Origin of the sequence: Hansschlegelia zhihuaiae, from assembly GCF_004103825.1 — a bacterium.
Taxonomy (GTDB): domain Bacteria; phylum Pseudomonadota; class Alphaproteobacteria; order Rhizobiales; family Methylopilaceae; genus Methylopila; species Methylopila zhihuaiae.
In genome coordinates this window covers 124,811-127,490 of the sequence record NZ_RYFI01000004.1, presented here as the reverse complement: position 1 = coordinate 127,490, position 2,680 = coordinate 124,811, and the positions used below count along the sequence as shown (strand labels likewise).

Below are 2,680 nucleotides of genomic sequence, written 5' to 3'. Positions count from 1 at the left end.
GCGGCGCGTCCAGGCCCGCGCCGGCCGCCCCCGCGCCTTCGTCAACGACCAGCCGGTGAGCGTGCAGGCGCTGAAGGGGCTCGGCGCGACGCTGGTCGAGATCCACGGCCAGCATGACGACCGCGCGCTGGTCGACCCCTCCGCCCACCGCGCGCTGCTCGACGCCTATGGCGGCCTTTCCGAGGCTGCGGGCGCGACCGCCACGGCTTGGGGCGCGCGCCGCGAGGCCGAGCGCGCGCTCGCCGATCACGCGGCCCGAGTCGGGGCGGCGCGCCGCGAGGCCGATTATCTGCGCCACGCGAGCGAGGAGCTGACTGGCCTCGCGCCGGAGGCCGGCGAGGAGGAGGCGCTCGCCGAGCGCCGCCAGGCCATGATGCGGGCCGAGAAGGCGGCCGAGGACCTGAACGAGGCCCACGACGCGATCGCGGGATCGAGCCAGCCCGTGATCGCCATCGCCAACGCCATCCGCCGGCTGGAACGACGCGCCGCAGCATCGCCCGAACTTGTCGAGCCCGCCATCAAGGCGCTCGACGCCGCGCTGCTCGCGCTCGACGAGGGCGAGGCGCATCTCAAGGCGGCGCTCGAGGCCACCGCCTTCGACCCGCGGGAGCTCGAGCGGATCGAGGAGCGCCTGTTCGCGCTCCGCGCCGCCTCGCGCAAATACTCGGTCCCGCCCGACGCCCTCGCGGCGCTCGCGGACAAATTCCGCGCCGACCTCGCCGAGATCGACGCCGGGGAGGCGCGGCTCGCCGAACTCGGCCAGGAGGTCGAGGCCAAGCGCGCCGCCTACGGTGCGGCCGCCGAGGCGCTGAGCGCCGGCCGGCGGGCGGCGGCCGCGACGCTCGACGCGGCCGTGATGGCGGAACTCCCCGATCTCAAGCTCGAGCGCGCGCGGTTCATGACCGAGATCGCGAGCGACCCCGCGACCGCCGGCCCGGACGGGATCGACCGCGTCGAGTTCTGGGTGCAGACCAATCCCGGCACGCGCGCCGGCCCGCTCGCCAAAATCGCGTCCGGGGGCGAGCTCTCCCGCTTCATGCTGGCGCTCAAGGTCGCGCTCGCCGACCGGGGCTCCGCGCCGACGCTGGTCTTCGACGAGATCGACACCGGCGTCGGCGGCGCGGTGGCGGACGCGATCGGGGCGCGGCTCGCAAGGCTCGCGCGCGGCGTCCAGGTGCTCTCCGTGACCCACGCCCCGCAGGTCGCGGCGCGGGCCGGGCGGCACTTCCTGATCTCGAAGGCGCAGGCCCTGGGCGAGGCGCGCGTCGCCACCCGCGTGGCCGCGCTTGACGAGGCCGCGCGCCGCGAGGAGATCGCCCGCATGCTCGCCGGCGCCTCGGTGACCGAGGAGGCGAGGGCCGCGGCGAGCCGGCTGATGGAAGGGGCGGCGTGAGCGCGGACGAGACCGACGCCGGCGGCGAACTGCCGCCCTCGCTGCCCGACGCCGCCAAGGAGCATGCGGCGCTCGCGGAGGAAATCCGCGCGCATGACAGGCGCTACTACCAGCACGACGCGCCGACCGTCTCCGACGCCGAATACGACGCGCTCCGCCGTCGCCTGAACGCCCTCGAAGCCGCGTTCCCCGACCTCGTCACCGCCGACAGCCCGAGCCAGACGGTCGGGGCCGCGCCCTCGGAGGCCTTCGCCAAGGTGCGGCACGCCGTGCCGATGCTCTCGCTCGGCAACGCCTTCGCGGAGGCGGAAGTGACTGAGTTCCTCGCCCGCGTGCGGCGCTTCCTTCAGATGAAGCCCGAGGACGAGCTCCGCGTCACGGCCGAGCCCAAGATCGACGGCCTGTCGGCGTCGCTGCGCTACGAGAAGGGCCTGTTCGTCCGGGGCGCGACCCGCGGCGACGGCGCAGTGGGCGAGGACGTCACCCAGAACCTGCGCACCATCGACGACGTGCCCGAGCGGCTGACGGGCGGGGACGTCCCGGAGGTGCTGGAGGTGCGCGGCGAGGTCTACATGTCCCACGCCGACTTCCGGGCGCTGAACGAGCGGCAGGTCGAGGCCGGCAAGCCGGTCTTCGCCAATCCCCGCAACGCGGCGGCGGGCTCGCTGCGCCAGCTCGACCCGAAGGTCACGGCGGGGCGGCCGATCCGCTTCTTCGCCTATGCCTGGGGCGAGGCGAGCGCGACGCCGGCCGAGACCCAGTCGGCGATGGTCGGCAATCTCGGCCGCTGGGGCTTCGCCATCAATCCGCTGATGAAGGTGTTCGACGACGCCGAAGGGCTGCTCGGCCACTACCGCGCCATCGAGGCGGAGCGCGCCAAGCTCGGCTACGACATCGACGGCGTGGTCTACAAGGTCGACCGGCTCGACCTGCAGCGCCGCCTCGGCTTCGTGTCGCGGACGCCGCGCTGGGCGATCGCCCACAAATTCCCCGCCGAGCAGGCCACCACCGTGCTGGAGGCGATCGACATCCAGGTCGGCCGCACCGGCTCGCTGACCCCGGTCGCGAAGCTCAAGCCCGTCACCGTGGGCGGCGTCGTGGTCCAGAACGCGACGCTGCACAATGAGGACGAGATCGCCCGCAAGGACGTGCGGGTCGGCGACACGGTGGTGGTGCAGCGCGCCGGCGACGTCATCCCGCAGATCGTCCGGGTCGTCGATCCGGACCGGACGGGCAGGGGGCCGGCCTTCGAGTTCCCGACCGTTTGCCCGGCTTGCGGCAGCCACG

2 protein-coding genes are annotated in these 2,680 nt (G+C 74.2%); both read left to right on the top strand.

Annotated features, from left to right (window positions below):
- Window positions 1-1,393: DNA repair protein RecN (locus tag EK403_RS05940; protein ID WP_245479536.1), on the top strand; the 1,393-nt coding region annotated here is incomplete at its 5' end.
- Window positions 1,390-2,680, top strand: a 1,291-nt coding sequence (gene ligA / locus EK403_RS22975) for an NAD-dependent DNA ligase LigA (RefSeq protein WP_245479535.1), incomplete at its 3' end; no start/stop codon positions are given. The genes EK403_RS05940 and ligA, both read left to right, overlap by 4 nt.